Consider the following 16,268-nt stretch of genomic DNA (forward strand, 5'->3'; position numbering starts at 1 on the left):
TTAGCGCTTTGGTTTGCTGAAGATGTGCACTGCTTTTTTTACAATAGCCAGTTCCTCTTGCGTGTCCGCAAGCGTATGCTCTTTCTCTTGAAGTAACCGGCGCATTTCTTTAAGCTCTGCTTCCAGTTCTTTCACTCGATCTACGCTAGCTACAGGCTCATGTTTAAGTTCGCGATACTTGCCCATCCACTGGTGTAGTGTACTTTTTGGAATGTTGAGTTCTTCTGCCAAGTCTCCGAGTGTCTTGGTCTGTTCTTGAATAAATTTTACCGTTTGTTTTTTAAACTCTTCATTGTATCGTTGCCGCTGTTCTCCCATGTGAACACACCTCCGTTAGCCTTATTATCCTTCCGTCCGTTAACGGGTGTCCACTTTTTATTCTAGCTCCATCAGAGACGCTATTTCAGCCAATTAGGCTAATTTCGCCTGAAAAAAAGCTAACAATCGGAGAATAAGGTTTCTGGTGATCGTTAGAATTTCAGTCTGGCGAAAAACAGCTAAATAGCGTCTCCTGTGATCGTTAAAACTCGGTAGCAGGGTGAATCACAAACAGAAGCCGGGCGGCTAAACTAATACACTCATGTTTTAGTCCTGTAACAACCTCCCGTTATCATGCCACTGACCATACAGTTGATTTGCCTTCGTATGTTGGATGAACTTATCAAGTCGGCTTTGAAAGAGAGCAGGCTGCCGTTTAACGCTCTGGATCGTGTCGATGCGTACCCGTTGATAGAGGAGAGGAAAAGCTACGAAATGATCATGTACTTGTCTGTCCGTAGTTAACCTCTCTTCAATCTCGGCATCCACAACAAAAGCTTCAGGATTCATGTCGGGCAGAACCTTTCTACCCGCATCTTGCATAAGACCTAGCCTTTCTAATCGGCGCACACGCTCCTTATTGAGCTCTGTCCATGAGCTTTTGCGACTACGTGGAGATAAGCGTTGTAATAACAGGCCATCGGAAGTTTTCTTTTTGACGCCATCAATCCAGCCAAAGCACAATGCTTCTTCAACAGCATCCAGATATAAAAGGGTATTCGGGAGTGGTTTCAAACTCACAGGAACCCAGCAGCAGGACTCTGTAGTTCCGTGCTCCTGTAACCAATTTCTTAACTCTTCCCTGGAGGTAAAGGTGAGTATTCGTTCAAGTGGAACAGATGGCATCATATCCAAGACCTTTCATGTTGCATTGTATATAACACCTTCATATTACATGATATCTAAGAGTTTCATACTACATCGTATCCAAGACCTCTTATCAGGCACAATGGATTTCAAGCATCAGAGAATTACTCTGAAGTATTGGAGTTTTCGTACCAGAATCTGGAATAGTCATTCATGACAGAAGCATGGCCGAGCTGACGCAACATGGTGGATATATTACCCCGGTGATAGGTCCCGTGATTCACCAGATGTAAGATGATTTCCGCGAAACGGGTTTGACGTACGCCTGCAAAGGGATTGTTAAGCAGAAGCACCTGCTCCAAATCCGTCTGCTGACTGAACCAAGTCAGGTATTGATTGGATAGTTCGGCATAACGCTCGAAATATTCTTCTATGGTGGCAAACGTTTCCCCGTTACGCGGCATGCAGATTTGTAAAGCTTCAGGCATGCTGGTTCCGGTTAGCACCAGGTACCACATCTGATCTACGGCATTCATATGACTGAGCGCATGGGCGAGGGTAGGAAAAGAACTGTTCACTTCCTGATGCAGCACAGAAGCCGGCAACTCCTGAATGCGTTGCATAATGATCTGCGAAGCCCAAACATGATAATGAACCATTTCTTCTAGGTAATTCATAAAAAATCGTCTCCTTTATTTTGGCGAATGATGGGATGTTCATGGTGCCTCCCTTGTTACTGAAATGAGTATAAAAAAAGAAGTATGACAACAGCGTGTCATACTTCTTCTTTCACTTCACAAGACTCCCATTATGGGGCTTCAATGATTGAGTTTGTCATAACGTCTCAGTGCATTTCGTAGTTGCGTCTCTAATACATCCCTCAGTGCTAGAGGTTCCAAAACCTCTGCGCCACCTCCCAAACTTAGCAAAAAAGACCATAACCACGGGGCTTGGAGCGGTTTGTGAACCTGAACGCGCATCGTCATACTGCCGTCCTCATGAAATTGTTTGTCTGCCTGCTGAAAATGATCGAGCGCCTCCGCGAGTGCATCCGGATATACGCGAAATACCACATCTGTCATGATCTCCTGGGTGACAGGGGGAGTGGTAGATGGCTCTTCCATGGGGAGAACATGCGCTTCAAAATGACGGTTGGTCAGATGTACGTTTAACATGCGTGACAGCCGGAATTCCCGATAATCCCGCCGGCTTCGGCAATATCCATACACATACCAGCTACGGTATTTAAACTGCAATCGAACAGGTTCAATTTCTCGGCTTGTGCGCTCATTTTTGGAATTAATGTAATCAAACTGAACGACATGATGTTCCATGATTCCTGCACGAAGATGCGAAAGCGAGTCAGGCTCAGTTCGATATGTATTTAGGTCTACAGTTAAGTTTGGTCTCTCATGTTGTTCTCCAATGGTCTGCAAACGCTCGATTGTACCCTGTGCACGCACATCGTTAAATACGGTGGAGAGGCTGGTGAGCACTGTAATCAAAGCATCCACATCATAGGAGCCGAGCAGGCTTTTATCCATTTTATACCCATCCATAATGCCATACCCGCCATTCATTCCCTGATGCGAAACAACCGGAAATCCGGCTGCGCAGATCACATCAATATCCCGATAGATCGTTCTGGGCGATACTTGATATTCCTCGGCAAGGGTAGAGGCAGACAACACCTCGTTATTAAGTAACTTGTATATGATCGAGACTAACCGTTCAAGTTTCAATAGAACCCCACCCATCATCACTTCTTGTTCAATACAGGTCATAAGTATATCACTAAAAAAAGAGTGCAAATTCGCACTCTTCTAAAATAAGGAGCATTTACAAGCCAACTCTCCAGCCAGATCCTGTCTAGTCCTCCTGCACGTTATAAAGCACCCGTGCGAGCAAACCTTGGCCGTAATTACCGAAGTTTTTTCCGAAAATCGTCAGGCCGCGTTTGTTGACTGGGCCGTCTGTGACAGCGATGCGGAAGTGAATATCACTTTTGTAATCGAGCCCGATATCATCCAGGGTAACGTCCGAGATTTTGCATCCGTCGATATAACTGCCTTCCTTCGTAATGCGAATCAGCTTCAGCATACCGTACTGATTCAGGTGAGGAGGCCACCAGTCCGGATTAAACGTACCGCGTGTATCGCCGAAATCTCCTGGACTCGTCCAGAGTCCGATCTTTTTGCCATTGATGTAGAAGTAAATATCCGACGGGTAGTTGTCACAGAATCCAGGGGCTTCTGAACCGAGCTCCATGGAGAGTTGAATCTCGCTAAACGTCTGGTTGGGCTTCAGGTAGTTGGGAATTCGGTATTCCAGATATCCTTCCGCTAGCCAAATCATCTCGGCATCGATCCGAAGCGGGTCGGCAAAGTAACGGGGATCATCAAACTCCCCGATAATGCTGTCTTTCGTAGCAATGCCGCATGTGGGTGCTGCCTGATAATCACTGTAATGCCCAACCTGGATTTCTACCTCGTACCGGTTATGGATCTCCTGTGAACGCAGGTCAACCATCAACTTTTCCTCGTTAAGATAACAGATCTTCTGAATGCCGTGTTTGCCGACCGCTGTGTTAATCTCAATTAATCCGCTTTCCTCCAGCTTTTTGATATGCATTGTGATCGCGCCGTTACTAAGTCCAAGCTTGGTTGCGAGGTCATTGAGATTAAGACTTTGGTTTCTGGCCAGCAACTCAATAATCTGAATGCGAATTTCGGAGCTGAGTGCTTTGAAAATGTTCACACCTGACATCAGATCTTTAATATAAATCATAGGTGGATGTCCTTTCCCCGTTCTGAACAAAGCCTATTTACACAGACTCTTGCACATTTGACTGTTTTATTTCAGATAATTATAAATCATTACATGCTCGAAAGAAAGAGCGGAGAAAAGTGAGATATACCCTATATAAACAATGAAATTTTTAAAACCTATATGAGATTTTATCCCCACATACTTAAAATAAAAACTTAAATTAATTCATGTATATTTGAAATATACCATTGAATTGTAATGTAACCGCTTTTATAATCCTATTATACTTAAATTGATTTAATACTTCATGAACCAAAGCAACCATTTAATCAGGAGAGGCGGCGTTCCGGTATGGAAAAGTTCAGTTCATGGAAGAAGTTGAGGAGTTTAGAGTGGAAGACATGGAAGGATTCTAAAACGGTGAAAATGGCATCAGGTTCAGGCGAATTAAGGGATTCTGATCATTCGCATGGAATGAACAGCTCGAAGTTCTCCTCCAAAAGGCGTTGGTTTTTACCTGCATTGTTGGTGATGGTGTTAGTGCTTGCAGGACAGTCTCGGGCTTTAGCCGCGTTTTGGAATCTATCGGGAGACATTGCCGTTCATGATCCGACGATCATCAAAGAGGGCAATTCCTGGTACACCTTTTCCACGGGTCCAGGTATTCAGGTGCTAAAATCCGATAACGGAACGTCGTGGTATCGTGTGCCGCAGATTTTTCTAAGTGAACCGTCCTGGTGGAATTCGGCTGTCCCTGCACAGAAAGACCTGGATGTATGGGCACCGGACGTACAACGGTATAACGGCAAGGTTTGGCTCTATTATTCCATCTCGACCTTTGGTTCCAACAGGTCTGCGATTGGGTTAGCGTCCGCAAACAGCGTTGGCGCGGGGCAATGGAAAGATGAAGGGCTTGTACTGCAATCCAATACATCGAATAACTACAACGCTATTGATCCGGAACTGGTTATTGATGCTTCGGGTAATCCATGGCTGGCCTTTGGTTCGTTCTGGAGCGGTCTGAAAATTGTAAAACTGGACAAAAACACGATGAAACCGACAGGTAACATCTCCTCGATTGCAGCACGTCCGAATAACGGTGGCGCAATTGAAGCGCCAAGTATCACGTATCGCAACGGATATTATTATTTGTTTGCTTCGATCGACTCTTGCTGTAAAGGTGTGAACAGTACTTACAAAATGGTCTACGGTCGATCCACGAGCATTACGGGGCCTTACGTCGACAAAAACGGAGTAAATATGATGAACGGTGGCGGCACAATTTTGGATACAGGTAATGTGAGATGGAAAGGACCGGGTGGACAGGACGTGGTCAACGGCAATCTAATCGTACGCCATGCTTATGATGCAACGGATAATGGCAATCCGAAATTGCTGATTAACGATTTGTTATGGGACGGGAATGGCTGGCCAACGTATTAGTATGATTTTGTTTTATAAAAATATAAAATGTTTTAATAAAGTATTGACTAAAAGGATCTGGATTTGATAAATTTAACAACAGAAATGTTGATTCATGGTATTGAATACGTTTACAAGTCCAGATCAGGAGGGGTTCATATGGTCAAGAGAAAGAGTTGGGTCACGTTTATGTTGCTAATGCTGGTCAGTGCACTGGTGCTTGCAGGTTGTGGAGGGGGAAGCGGAAGTTCGAGCGGAGATAAAGAACTGACGTTTATGTTCCGCGGCGGCACGGATGAGCAGAAGGCGTATCAGGCTGTCGTGAAGAAGTTTGAAGAAGAACATCCCGGCGTCAAAGTTAAAATCATCGTTACCGCAGCGGACCAATATGCGACAAAGCTTCGCGCGGCGATTACAGGTAATAGCTTGCCAGACGTATTTTATTTCACACCGGGTGATATGAAGGCCTATGTGAACAGCAATGTGCTCATGAATCTGACACCGTATATCGAGAAAAACAAAGATATCAATCTGGATAATATCTGGAAGTATGGCGTGGACTTGTATCGTTATGATGGCAAGATGGCAGGGCAAGGTGATCTCTACGGTATGCCTAAGGATGTCGGGCCATTTGCACTGGGTTATAACAAGACCCTTTTTGAAAAAGAAGGCATTCCGCTCCCTGACAAGGACAAGCCTTATACGTGGGAAGAGTTTATCAAGGTAAATCAGCAAGCAACGAAAGATACGAACGGAGACGGTAAACCGGACGTATTCGGTACAGGTTTTAACGTACAATGGGCACTGCAATCTTTTGTATGGAGCAACGGGGCTGACTGGCTGGACGAGAGCAAAACGAAAGTCACGATTGATGATCCAAAATTTGCCGAAGCGCTACAATTCTTCGCGGATATGCAGAACAAGTACAAGATCACTCCTTCCATTGAGGAAGCACAAACGCTTGATACGTATCAACGCTGGATGAAGGGTGAGATGGCGTTCTTCCCTGTAGGTCCGTGGGATATGAGTACATTTGAAAAGCTTCCATTCGATTATGATCTGTTGCCTTTCCCGGCAGGATCAACAGGCAAATCAGCGACATGGATCGGCTCCCTCGGAATCGGTGTATCTGCCAAAACCAAACATCCGGAAGAAGCTGCTGCACTGGTAAACTACCTTACTGCGTCGAAAGATGGCATGAAACAACTGGTAGACGCGAAGGTGCAAATTCCGAACTTGCTTGATATGGCTGATGAGTGGGCGAAGGATACTTCGACCAAACCGGAAAATAAACAAGAATTCATCGATATCGTAAAAGACTACGGACGAGCGTTGCCAGGTAATTACACGTACAACGCGGAGTGGTACGACATGTTCTTCACCGACATTCAGCCGGTACTCGATGGCAAGATGACCGCCGCTGACTATGTGAAGCAACAACAACCGAAGATGCAGAAACTGCTGGATAAAGCGGTGGAGCAGGAGAAGAAATCACAGAATAAATAGATAGACAAGGGATGCCAGCAGCCTGAACCGATGCTGCTGGCATCATTTGCTCTTTAGAAGATACAGATTGAACTATTTTTTACATGTTGTAACGGAGTGAACGATATAAACGTTTAGTTTAATTTTATCGCCAGATTCCATACGAGCATGTGGCATGTATTGACCGGAACAGAGCAGAAGCCATGATTCAAAAAGGCCAATCGATGTATGCCACATGCTGATCTTAGAAACAGGGGTGAACACGTGAATACGAAATCGAGTTTGTATCGCAAAGAGATGATGTATGGATACTTGTTTATTTTGCCCCCCGTTTTGGGGCTTGTGATCTTTGTATTGTTCCCGTTCCTCTATTCCCTCTATGGTTCGTTTACCGATTGGGACGGCCTGGGGCAGATGAATTTTATCGGGCTTGCCAATTTCAAAGATTTGTTGACCGATGATCTTTTTTACAAGGCCATGTTTAATACGTTTTACCTGATGCTCGGTATTCCGATTGGTCTGTTGTTGGCACTACTGCTGGCAATGGGGCTGAATCGTAAAATTCCGGGTACGACCACATTTCGTGTGATCTATTACATACCGGTTATTTCTTCCTTGGCAGCGGTATCCATCATGTGGAACTGGGCGTACAACGGAGACTATGGTCTGGTGAACCAGTTCCTCGATCTGTTTGGTATCAAAGGCCCGAACTGGCTGGCTAACAAAGATACGGTGAAACCCGCACTGATCATCATGACCGTCTGGAAAGGTCTCGGATATACGATGCTGTTATATTTGGCGGCACTGCAAAGTGTATCCCGTACCTATTACGAAGCCGCCGAGCTGGACGGAGCGAATGGATTTCAGATTTTCCGCAATATCACCTGGCCGATGGTGAAACCCGTAACTTTTTTCCTCGTGGTGACCAACATCATCGGGGGTTCGCAAATCTTCACGGAGATGAACATTATGACGCCGACAGGCGGACCGGAATATGCATCGGCTTCGATCGTCTTTTATATCTGGCAGAAGGCCTTTAGCAACCTGCAGATGGGTTACGCTTCAGCGATGGCCATGATTCTGGGTATCTTCATCTTTGTGATTACGCTTATACAATTCAAACTTAACGAAAGATCAGCCTACGACGGGGATTAATGGGCGAGGAAAGGAGTGGAACGGAAGATGTCTTATAGTCAAAGAAGGAAAGTAACAAACTCCATTATATTTATCGTTCTGTCCATCGGTGCGATTGCGATGATTGCGCCTTTGCTCTGGATGCTGTCCACCTCGCTCAAGGAGAAGCAGGATGTATTCGCGCTTCCGCCGGTCTGGATTCCGGAAGTATTTCGGTTTGATAAATATAAAGAGATCTGGGAAGCAGGACCGCTGCTCAGCGGAATTAAAAACAGTCTCATTGTAGCTCTTAGTGTGACGGTAGTAGGGACATTTACGTCGAGTCTTGCGGCATTTGCTTTTGCCAAGTTAAGATTTCCACATAAAAACAAACTGTTTCTCGCCCTGCTGGCCTCGATGATGATTCCGTATCCGACGGTCATGATCCCGCAATTTATCATGTTCTCCAAGCTGGGCTGGGTGGACACTTTGCTGCCGCTGATTGTACCGGGACTATTCGGGAATGTGATTATGATCTTTTTCCTGCGGCAGTATCTGCTCAGTGTGCCAGATGCAATTATTGAAGCGGCGAAGATCGACGGAAGTTCCTACTTCCGGTTGTATTCGAGCATCACGTTTCCGCTGATCAAACCTGCGGTGGCTGCACAGCTGATTCTCTGGTTTATGGGGATCTGGAACGATTATCTGGCACCGATTATTTATCTGAATTCACCTGAAAAGCAAACCTTGCAACTTGTCATTGCGAACTTTAACGCGACCTATGCGATTCAAACAGATTATCCGCTCATTATGGCGGCATCGATTGTGGCTCTGCTACCGGTTCTGATCATTTTCCTGATTTTCCAGAAGCAGATTATTGAGTCGGTTGCGATTTCAGGGGTCAAAGGGTGATGGGAATGAAAAGTTGGAGAGTAAGGAAGGAACGAAAAGAGCGGAAATATGATAAATATTGGACAGGACTTAAGGAGTGGCATAGGGCGAGGAAAGGAGTTGCGATGTTGATGTTACTGATGCTTATAGGTACGGTAGGCTGTGCAGATGGCGGGGATGTGGTGAAACCTCCGATTTTTCCGGAAGCTCCGCAGGAACCAAAAATGTATGATCTCTCTATTTTGGATGATGAATCCAAGTGGACGGTTAACAATGCACATGATCCTGCGATTATCAAAACGGATCAAGGCTACTATGTCTACTCCACGGACGTTCGAGTAGCGGGAGAACCTAAACCAGGCGTAATGGTACGAAAATCAGATGATTTGATCAACTGGAAATGGGTGGGGCAGGCTTTGCCGGGTATCCCGAAGGAAGCGCTCGATTGGACAGGAGCAACGAACCTGTGGGCACCGGATATTATTAAAGCGGGGGATACGTACCGATTGTATTATTCGGCTTCGAGCTTTGGTAGTACACAGTCAGCGATCGGATTGCAAACCTCCAAGTCTCCTGAGGGGCCGTGGAAGGATGAAGGACTGGTTGTGAAGACGGCTGGTCAGGAAAAGGACGGCCTGAATGCCATTGATGCCAATCCGGTGCTTGATGCCTTAGGCAACCCGTGGATGGTATATGGTTCATTTTTTGACGGAATCTACATTGCACCGCTTGATCCGGATACGGGCAAGTTCAAGGAAGAGGGGTATGGTACACGCATCGCAGCAAGGGATCGTGCAACCGAAGAAGGCGCAGTCGAGGGGCCATACATTGTGTATAATCCAGAGTTTCAAAAATATTACCTGTTCGTGTCTTATGATTCTCTGTTCGAAGACTATAATGTGCGGGTAGCTCGTGCCGACTCCATCACAGGGCCTTATACGGATATGAACGGAAATAAAATGTTGGATACGGAGCATCTGCCACAGTATGAGATTGGCACCAAAATTCTGGGCGGATACCGCTTCACCGAAGGTGAAGGCTGGGTTGCTCCTGGGCATAATTCCGTGCTGAAGGATGGCGACGATTATTACATCGTGCATCATGCGCGGGGCGAGACGGATAAAAACTGGCCGTATCTGCATGTGCGTAAAATGCTGTGGACGAAGGATGGCTGGCCTGTCGTGTCGCCTGAACGTTATGCCGGAGAGACCGCACAAGATATTCCGAAATCGATGATTGCCGGAACGTGGGAAGGCATGGCGCTTGATCCGTCTGTGAACGGGCAGGTGCAGGCTGTGCCATATACGCTGACGAGTAAAGGCAAAATTGAAAGCGAGAACGGTTCGGGAACCTGGACGTTTGATGGCAAACAAACGTTAACGCTGACGTGGAAGGAAAGCCCGTGGGGCGGTGCTTCCACGGAAGAGCTAAAGCTGCTCCCATCCTGGGATTGGGAGCGAAGCCAGCCTGCGCTGGTGGTAACTGGTCTGAACGACCGCGGCATCGCGGTCTGGGGCAAACAAATCAGCGCAGCTGAGAAGTAGACCGCTGACCCCGTAGGGTGGTTCAGCGAGGGTGTGCCGGCGAGCGAATGGATCGCGAGCGTTCCACGCGTGGGCACAAGCAGAGAGAGGGAGGAAGGAGCCGCGTGTGCGAGTTTGCCATCCGATTTCCACCGCCAAGAGCGGTGAGTGGAAAGAAATCGGAGGTCAAGGAGAGCACCAAGGCCCTGCCGCCCGCGAACGTCCGCAGTGCCTGAGCACGGCTACGGGGAGAGTTGACCCAGCCAAGCGGTCAACGCCACAAGTTATCGAGCCAACTAAAGGCTCGAAGCCCGATGTGTACTAGCGAGTGAAAATATCGCGAGCAACCAGTACAGAGGGCACCAGCAGAGAGAGGGAGGAAGGAGCCGCGCGTGCGAGTTTGCCATCCGATTTCCACCGCCGGGAGCGGTGAATGGAAGAAATCGGAGGTCAAGGAGAGCACCAAGGCCCTGCCGCCCGCGAACGTCCGCAGTGCCTGAGCATGGCTACGGGGAGAGTTGACCCAGCCAAGCGGTCAACGCCACAAGTTATCGAGCCAACTAAAGGCTCGAAGCCCGATGTGTACTAGCGAGCGAAAATATCGCGAGCAACCAGTACAGAGGGCACCAGCAGTGAGAGGGAGGAAGGAGCCGCGCATCCGAGTTTGCCATCCGATTTCCACCGCCGGGAGCGGTGAATGAAAGAAATCGGAGGTCAAGGAGAGCATCAAGGCCCTGCCGTCCGCGAACGCCCGCTGTGCCCTCCCAACTCTGCTCTCCATATTTTTGCAAGCACACTGAGCACATCATAGATTCAAGCCATACACACACATATGAAAGGGGTTCATTCCCATGATTAATTCCATTACATTCACCAATCCCATGCTGGAGCAGCGCGCTGACCCTTGGGTGTACCGTCATACGGACGGGTACTATTATTTTTCCGCTTCCGTACCAGCCTTTGACCGAATTGAAATTCGGCGTGCAACGACACTGGAGAGCTTGAGAGATGCCGAACCAGTGACCGCTTGGACGAAGCGTGAGACTGGGCCAATGAGTGCAAACATCTGGGCACCAGAGATTCATTTTATTGATGGCAAATGGTACATATACTATGCGGCCGCACATACAAGTGAAACCAACGAAGGTTTGTTTGATCACCGCATGTATGTACTTGAGAACGATTCCGCTAATCCGCTTGAAGGAACGTGGGAGGAGAAAGGGCAAATTCGAACCAAATGGGAGAGTTTTGCGCTAGATGCCACGACCTTTGAACACAGAGGCATTCGTTATCTGGTCTGGGCCCAGAAAGATCCGAGCATTGACGGCAATTCAAACCTCTATATTTGTGAAATGGAAAATCCTTGGACGTTGCGCGGAGAACAGGTCATGATCACGACACCTGAATATGACTGGGAGATTATCGGCTTTAAAGTAAACGAAGGTGCAGCCGTGCTGCATCGAAATGGTCGTCTGTTTATCAGCTACTCAGCTAGTGCAACCAATCATCACTACTGCATGGGGCTACTTACGGCCGATGAAGATGCTGATCTGCTTGATCCGACAAGCTGGGAGAAATCACCGAAACCGGTATTCCAGACTTGTGAAAAGAATGGACAATATGGTCCGGGACATAACAGCTTTACTGTTTCACCAGATGGCAAAACCGACATTCTGATCTATCATGCGCGCAACTACAAAGAGATTGAGGGAGATCCGCTGTACGATCCGAACCGTCACGCCCGCGCTCAGGTCATTCATTGGAATGAAGATGGAACGCCGAACTTTGGTATTCCGGTTCCCGATGGCCAGTCCGTGGCAGAGGTGAAGTAGTATCTATTTGGATAAAGTATAAAAGATAAGAGTCTTTGGTGAGCAGATCATGCTGACGAAGGGCTCTTTTTGATATGTATGATCTAGGAAAAAGTTATCTAAACAGTGGGAGTTAGAAGTCTGGATTAAGAAAGTTTAGATCGTGAAAGCAACCGAAGAGAGGCAGAAGCGTATACCATTACATCGAAAAAAATGAATTAACAAAATATAAACGGAATTGCTTATTACTTTTTGTTTTAAAGCCTTGGACGTGGTGTGCAGATTTCTAACGATCACAGGAGACGCTATTTAGCCGTTTTTGTACTGATTGAAATTCTAACGATCTCAGGAGAGCTTATTTGGTAGATTTGATGTGAAAAAGGGCATTTACCTTGCGTTTTCAGCGAAATAAGGTTTGTGGTGATAGTTAGAATTGGAGAAAGCTCGATATTGATCAAATAAGCTCATCTGAGATCGTTAGACTAAATAGAGTGTGTGCGAAACGCTTAAAACCCAAAACCCAAAACCCAAAACCCAAAACCCAAAACCCAAAACCCAAACCCAAAGCCAAAGCCCCTCAGTTTAACCTGTTTCCTACATATCCTCGGTGTTTTGTTATGATGTGTTAAGCTGAGAATGAGCTGTGTGATATTCAGAATTTTGGGATAATACTACAACCCTAAGGAGGATTACATATGGAATCACGCGAGATATTAGACGGGGAGCTTGAGCAGATTTTAAAGTGGGAGAAGGAACAGAAGGACTTGTTCATATGGGATAAAATCGGACGTTTGCCATTTGCAATGCTAGATAAATTGATGCCGAAAGCGATCAAACAGAAGATTGGCGACTCCCTGAACGAAGTGGGCCAATATTTGCAAACGGGTGGCAAGTTCCTTGTTCAGAAGAAGAAAGTGGCCAAGCTTCTGCAAGAAGAAGCCGAGCGTTCGGGTTACCCTATGACATCTGATGACATCTACCGATTAGAGCAGGATACGAACACAGAGAACACGGCCAAAATTCATAGTGTGGAAAAAATACCACTTGAGGTGTTGGACCGTGTGGCGGATAATATCACCGAAAGTCGAAGCAAATTTGCTGCGGCACAAGGAGCTGCAACAGGATTTGGAGGCATCGTCACCATTGCTGCGGACATTCCGCTCGTGATGGGACTTTCACTGAAAGTATTGCAAGAGATGGCGCTATGTTACGGGTATAATCCCGATGATCCACTGGAGCGTGTCTTCATCGTGAAATGTCTGCAATTCTCTTCCGCCGATATTGTAGGCAAGAAAGCCATCATTGAAGAGCTCGCCGACTATGACAATCCGGAGAAACAAGTTGAAGTGATCTCTCAAATGCAGGGATGGCGTGAAGTGTTCAACTCATACAGTGAGTCTTTTGGCTGGAAAAAGCTGTTCCAGTTGGTGCCCATTGCAGGCATGATCTTTGGTTCGGTCAGCAATAAAAATACCATTCAGGATGTCGCTGAGGCAGGCAAAATGCTGTACAAAAAACGGCTGATTCTGAAGCGTTTGAAATAGATAAATCCGCCTAAGGCAGTTGGTTATAGGTTAATATTACTCTAGATGACTAGGGAAGCGTGTTCTAAGATAGGATTATATGATGAAAAAAAGGCTCCTGCCGATCTGCATGAATTCAGATACGGGCGGAAGCCTTTTTGTACGTGTTTTATAAGTATACTGGAAGCAGATTTTTTAAAAATCTAACGATCTCCAGAGCAGGATATAGCCAAAAGAACTTACTCCTCGCTCCCGTTTTCTTTTGCCCAGCGATGAAGCAACTTGTCAGATGGTAGCAGGAACGTAAAGATACCGATCAGTGGCAAGAAGCTGCATATCTGCATGACGGGTGAAACGCCGAAGGCGTCGATCCAGTTGCCGAGCACGAGTGCCCCAAGGCCACCCATACCAAAGGCAAGACCAGTAATCAGACCAGAAACCGTTCCGATTTTGCCCGGAATGAGCATTTGAGCGTATACCACAGTAACGGAGAAGCTGGATAACATGATAAAGCCAATAATCGTCAGCAATACGCCAGTCCAGAACAAGTTGGCATAAGGTAACAGCAACGCCAGCGGTGCGGCCCCGGCCATGGAGAGAAAGATCATGTTACGTTTGCCGAATCGGTCTGCGAGCGGGCCACCAAAGAATGTGCCTAGTGCACCGGCAGCCAGGAAGAGGAAAATATAAATTTGCGCATCTTCCGTGGATAAACCAAACGTATCCTTCAGATTAAAGGCATAAAAGCTTCCGATTGAAGCCACGTACCACGAACGGACAAATACGAGCAGAATCAGAATCGTAATTGCGGCAGCAATTTTTTGACGTAACGCTGGATTGGGAGCGCGACGAGCCGCCGCTTGTTTACGCAGATATGCGCCGGATTGCAACATCTGCCCATACCAACGTGCGACATAGAGTTGTACAGCAATTCCCATCGCGGCAATGCCCGTAAAGCCGATGGCACCAAACAACCCAAACGGGATGAAAATCCAGCGTGTCAGGAGCGGTGCAAGGGATTGTCCAGCATTACCGCCCACTTGAAAAATAGACTGTGCCAGTCCGCGGCGCTGGCCCGCAGCCATATGGGATACCCGGGAGCCTTCCGGATGAAAAGCAGCGGAGCCGAGCCCGACAAAAATGACAGAGATGAGCACCATCATATAACTGTCGGCAAAAGCGAGCAACAACATGCCCGTGAACGTGAAACCCATGCCTATGGGCAGGATCGACGGAGTAGGTTTTTTATCAGCAAACCAGCCAACAACAGGCTGCATAATCGATGCGGTAAAGTTGATCGCAAAAGCGATCCAGCCGATCTGAGTGTACGTTAGATGCATGGAGTCTTTTAAGATAGGAAATATTGCCGGAATGACAGACTGAATGGAATCGTTGAACAGATGCACCAGACTGATGGCAATTAGTATCCGGTATACGGTGCCTTGGGCATCCAATCCGGGTGGGGCTTTCGAACGCGCTGCGGCGTCCTTGGCTAATGTGGTTTGTGTAGACATGTCCAGTTCTCCTTTGGTCGCGGTCACGAGGGATCAGCGCCTATGTTAGATTCTATGCAATTAAGCATATTGTTACATAATAGGATAGATCGGATCGACCGACAAGGGGAACAGAGGGGGGAAATGAAAACAACTTTTGTACATGTGGAGTTTTGGGAAATGTTGTGATAAACTGTAGGCAACAAGGATAAAATAAAAAAGAGTAAGGATGCGTCAACATCCTCACTCTTTTACAACAGCCGCTTTCAAGGGCGGTGGCTGTGGACAGGTAATCGAAATAGGCTGCTACCTTACCGAGGGCGGCCTATTTCTTTTTGTTTTGATTATTCAATGCAATGACGATGGTTACAATCAGTCCGATCAAGGTTACTGTAAACCCCGCAAAACTGATCATCAACGTCAGTACATCTTTTATCTCCACAGGCATCACCTCCTTACTCAGGAGACTAGCCGACCGCCCATTCAAGCCATTCTGTTGTTGTAACAAATTATACCACATAATCCAAATCGCGGACATCTACTTAAAGCAAGCAGTATCTACAGACTCAAATTAACGATTATCAATCGTCTCCGGGTTCATGTCATGATTCATCATTCGGTGCTCGGCCATTTGCTCATATTTGGTTCCCGGTTTGCCATAGTTGGTATACGGATCAATAGAGATGCCGCCGCGCGGAGTGAATTTGCCCCAGACTTCAATGAAGCGTGGGTCCATCAGTTTGATCAGGTCGTTAATGATGATGTTCACACAGTCCTCGTGGAAATCACCATGGTTGCGGAAGCTGAACAGGTATAGTTTTAGTGATTTGCTCTCAACCATTTTGATATCGGGAATATAGCTGATGTAGATCGTAGCAAAGTCAGGTTGACCCGTAATCGGGCACAGACTAGTGAACTCCGGGCAGTTAAATTTTACAAAATAATCACGGTACTGATGCTTGTTATCAAAGCTCTCCAGAATACCAGGATCATACTCAAATGTATATTTCACATTCTGGTTGCCCAGCAATGTTACATCTTGCATCTCGTCAGGTTGTCTCATTCCAATAAACTCCTCGTATTCAATTGAAGCCGTAGGCCTCTTATTTATAT

At 46.7% G+C, this 16,268-nt stretch carries 16 protein-coding genes; 8 read left to right on the forward strand and 8 right to left on the reverse strand.

The genetic code is table 11. The features are described from left to right. From MKY23_RS05900 to MKY23_RS05920, 5 genes are all read right to left on the reverse strand, one after another. Positions 1 to 318 carry a transposase gene (locus MKY23_RS05900; protein ID WP_090924849.1) on the reverse strand — a complete coding sequence of 106 codons (318 nt, stop codon included), beginning with the start codon at positions 316 to 318 and terminating at the stop codon, positions 1 to 3. 267 nt (positions 319 to 585) lie between these two features. After that, entirely contained in the window at positions 586 to 1,164 is a 579-nt protein-coding gene (locus tag MKY23_RS05905) for a YdeI/OmpD-associated family protein (protein ID WP_339839255.1), read from the reverse strand. A gap of 125 nt (positions 1,165 to 1,289) precedes the next feature. Then, positions 1,290 to 1,802 carry a DinB family protein gene (locus MKY23_RS05910; protein WP_154958590.1) on the reverse strand — a complete coding sequence of 171 codons (513 nt, stop codon included), beginning with the start codon at positions 1,800 to 1,802 and terminating at the stop codon, positions 1,290 to 1,292. A 141-nt stretch (positions 1,803 to 1,943) separates the two neighbouring features. Further along, positions 1,944 to 2,867 (reverse strand): YafY family protein, encoded by a 924-nt coding sequence (locus MKY23_RS05915; RefSeq protein WP_339839258.1) that lies wholly within the window; start codon positions 2,865 to 2,867, stop codon positions 1,944 to 1,946. A 127-nt stretch (positions 2,868 to 2,994) separates the two neighbouring features. Continuing rightward, positions 2,995 to 3,912 carry a winged helix-turn-helix transcriptional regulator gene (locus tag MKY23_RS05920; RefSeq protein ID WP_090918400.1) on the reverse strand — a complete coding sequence of 306 codons (918 nt, stop codon included), beginning with the start codon at positions 3,910 to 3,912 and terminating at the stop codon, positions 2,995 to 2,997. Between the two features lie 513 nt (positions 3,913 to 4,425). Between MKY23_RS05920 and MKY23_RS05925 the strand changes: the two genes are divergently transcribed. From MKY23_RS05925 to MKY23_RS05960, 8 genes are all read left to right on the forward strand, one after another. Then, positions 4,426 to 5,337, forward strand: coding sequence for a glycoside hydrolase family 43 protein (locus MKY23_RS05925; RefSeq protein WP_261771617.1), 912 nt, complete (start codon positions 4,426 to 4,428; stop codon positions 5,335 to 5,337). Between the two features lie 138 nt (positions 5,338 to 5,475). Next, positions 5,476 to 6,822: a sugar ABC transporter substrate-binding protein gene (locus MKY23_RS05930; RefSeq protein ID WP_090918398.1), complete on the forward strand. Its 1,347-nt coding sequence runs from the start codon at positions 5,476 to 5,478 to the stop codon at positions 6,820 to 6,822. A 243-nt stretch (positions 6,823 to 7,065) separates the two neighbouring features. Further along, a complete protein-coding gene (locus MKY23_RS05935) occupies positions 7,066 to 7,956 on the forward strand; it encodes a sugar ABC transporter permease (RefSeq protein ID WP_090918396.1) in 891 nt (296 codons plus the stop codon). Positions 7,957 to 7,983: 27 nt separating this feature from the next. Then, positions 7,984 to 8,826 (forward strand): carbohydrate ABC transporter permease, encoded by an 843-nt coding sequence (locus MKY23_RS05940; protein WP_090918394.1) that lies wholly within the window; start codon positions 7,984 to 7,986, stop codon positions 8,824 to 8,826. A gap of 104 nt (positions 8,827 to 8,930) precedes the next feature. Beyond that, a complete protein-coding gene (locus MKY23_RS05945) occupies positions 8,931 to 10,349 on the forward strand; it encodes an arabinan endo-1,5-alpha-L-arabinosidase (protein WP_339839261.1) in 1,419 nt (472 codons plus the stop codon). 106 nt (positions 10,350 to 10,455) lie between these two features. After that, positions 10,456 to 10,653, forward strand: a complete 198-nt coding sequence (locus tag MKY23_RS05950; protein ID WP_339836266.1) for a hypothetical protein — start codon at positions 10,456 to 10,458, stop codon at positions 10,651 to 10,653. A 526-nt stretch (positions 10,654 to 11,179) separates the two neighbouring features. Continuing rightward, positions 11,180 to 12,160, forward strand: a complete 981-nt coding sequence (locus MKY23_RS05955; RefSeq protein WP_339836269.1) for a family 43 glycosylhydrolase — start codon at positions 11,180 to 11,182, stop codon at positions 12,158 to 12,160. Positions 12,161 to 12,834: 674 nt separating this feature from the next. Further along, positions 12,835 to 13,683, forward strand: a complete 849-nt coding sequence (locus MKY23_RS05960; RefSeq protein ID WP_339836272.1) for an EcsC family protein — start codon at positions 12,835 to 12,837, stop codon at positions 13,681 to 13,683. 218 nt (positions 13,684 to 13,901) lie between these two features. On the opposite strand, the gene MKY23_RS05965 is transcribed toward MKY23_RS05960, so the two are convergent. From MKY23_RS05965 to queF, 3 genes are all read right to left on the reverse strand, one after another. Beyond that, entirely contained in the window at positions 13,902 to 15,176 is a 1,275-nt protein-coding gene (locus MKY23_RS05965) for an MFS transporter (protein WP_090918386.1), read from the reverse strand. Positions 15,177 to 15,480: 304 nt separating this feature from the next. Beyond that, positions 15,481 to 15,597, reverse strand: coding sequence for a putative holin-like toxin (locus MKY23_RS05970; protein WP_221787759.1), 117 nt, complete (start codon positions 15,595 to 15,597; stop codon positions 15,481 to 15,483). Positions 15,598 to 15,726: 129 nt separating this feature from the next. Then, complete coding sequence (gene queF, locus MKY23_RS05975; RefSeq protein WP_339839264.1) at positions 15,727 to 16,224, reverse strand: preQ(1) synthase; 498 nt, start codon at positions 16,222 to 16,224, stop codon at positions 15,727 to 15,729. Between the last annotated feature and the right edge of the window lie 44 nt (positions 16,225 to 16,268).

The sequence above is a fragment of the Paenibacillus sp. FSL R7-0272 genome (assembly GCF_037969905.1).
GTDB lineage: Bacteria > Bacillota > Bacilli > Paenibacillales > Paenibacillaceae > Paenibacillus > Paenibacillus polysaccharolyticus.

Coding starts and splice junctions, on each gene's coding strand:
- MKY23_RS05920 (WP_090918400.1), bottom strand. CDS start 3,912: ATGATTTATATTAAAGATCTGATGTCAGGTGTGAACATTTTCAAAGCA.
- MKY23_RS05930 (WP_090918398.1), top strand. CDS start 5,476: ATGGTCAAGAGAAAGAGTTGGGTCACGTTTATGTTGCTAATGCTGGTC.
- MKY23_RS05960 (WP_339836272.1), top strand. CDS start 12,835: ATGGAATCACGCGAGATATTAGACGGGGAGCTTGAGCAGATTTTAAAG.
- MKY23_RS05940 (WP_090918394.1), top strand. CDS start 7,984: ATGTCTTATAGTCAAAGAAGGAAAGTAACAAACTCCATTATATTTATC.
- MKY23_RS05945 (WP_339839261.1), top strand. CDS start 8,931: ATGTTGATGTTACTGATGCTTATAGGTACGGTAGGCTGTGCAGATGGC.
- MKY23_RS05910 (WP_154958590.1), bottom strand. CDS start 1,802: ATGAATTACCTAGAAGAAATGGTTCATTATCATGTTTGGGCTTCGCAG.
- MKY23_RS05905 (WP_339839255.1), bottom strand. CDS start 1,164: ATGCCATCTGTTCCACTTGAACGAATACTCACCTTTACCTCCAGGGAA.
- MKY23_RS05965 (WP_090918386.1), bottom strand. CDS start 15,176: ATGTCTACACAAACCACATTAGCCAAGGACGCCGCAGCGCGTTCGAAA.
- MKY23_RS05900 (WP_090924849.1), bottom strand. CDS start 318: ATGGGAGAACAGCGGCAACGATACAATGAAGAGTTTAAAAAACAAACG.
- MKY23_RS05925 (WP_261771617.1), top strand. CDS start 4,426: ATGGTGTTAGTGCTTGCAGGACAGTCTCGGGCTTTAGCCGCGTTTTGG.
- MKY23_RS05955 (WP_339836269.1), top strand. CDS start 11,180: ATGATTAATTCCATTACATTCACCAATCCCATGCTGGAGCAGCGCGCT.